1 protein-coding gene is annotated in these 1,078 nt (G+C 73.0%); it reads right to left on the reverse strand.

Features of this window, described 5'->3' with window-relative positions; translation table 11 throughout:
• Positions 1-801, reverse strand: an 801-nt coding sequence (locus tag C8D89_RS28660; protein ID WP_133252116.1) for an IS110 family transposase, incomplete at its 3' end; no start/stop codon positions are given.
• Positions 802-1,078: the final 277 nt, after the last annotated feature.

Below are 1,078 nucleotides of genomic sequence, written 5' to 3' on the forward strand. Positions count from 1 at the left end.
GGCGGCGAACGCGGCCTCGCTGCGGCAGCGCCCGGGGTGGGAGAACGACACGATGACCTGGGCGGCGCAGATCGGACCGATCCCCTTGTGGTCGGTCAGTCCGGGCGCGAGGTCACCGACGATGGCGGCCAGGAGAGCGCGGTTGGTCTTGAGTTCGCGGCGCTGCTCGCGCAGCGCGACCGCGAGACGGCGCAGCTCGCCGTGGCGCACGGCCTGGGCGCGGGTGGCCTCTCGGGGTTGGCGACGCCGGGCCAGGGTGTTCAGGTCGGTGTCGGAGAGCTTGCCGCGAGCCAGGGCCCGGTCGGTGTCGTCGCCGTCGCGCAGCAGCGCCTTGAGGCGGTTGGTCTGCCCGGTACCGGTGGTGGTCAGCTCGTCGCGGGCGCACAGCAGGGTGCGCAGCGCCTCGCGGTCCCCGTCGGCGCGCGGGGTGGGCAGCCGCTCGGCGTCGAGTTCGAGTGCCCAGCGCACCGCCAGGTGCGCGTCGATGGAGTCCGACTTCCCGCGGCCACGACGTTCGGTGCGGGAGGGCTGCTCGCACTCGATCACCGTCAGCCCGGCCTCGGTCAGGGCGCGGGCCAGCCCGGCGCCGTAGCTGCGGGTGCCCTCGACGGCGACCACCACACGCGGGCCGGGAGCTTGCTCGCCGATCCAAGCCACGGCCCGGGCATAGCCGCGGGTGTCGTTGCCGATCGAGCACACCGCGATAGGGGCGCCGGTCGGGTGGGCGATCTCGAGTTCGTGGGTGTCGCGGTGGGTGTCGGCGCCGACCACGGCGTCAACGAGTTCTGCCAGCATCGGCATCGGCCGGTGCTCCCTTCCCTGCGGGCGGCGGTCAAAGTCGGCGCCGGCCTGGGAAGAGGTCACCGAGCGGCATATCTGTGACGGGTCACGCCCGAGAGGCGGACAGGCTTCTGATCAGGCCAGCTGGTGGGCCAGGCCGGCGCCGGCGACCCCGACGGACAGGTCGTGTCCAAGGCACGCCGCAGCGGCCAAATCATTCCGTGAGTCACGCCAGGGTCACCGACGCCGAGCCTGGTGGTCCTCCCTGCCGGAGCACCGCAGCGACACTCACAGATCA

This window comes from Actinomycetospora cinnamomea, assembly GCF_003096675.1.
In the GTDB taxonomy this organism is placed as follows: Bacteria; Actinomycetota; Actinomycetes; order Mycobacteriales; family Pseudonocardiaceae; genus Actinomycetospora; species Actinomycetospora cinnamomea.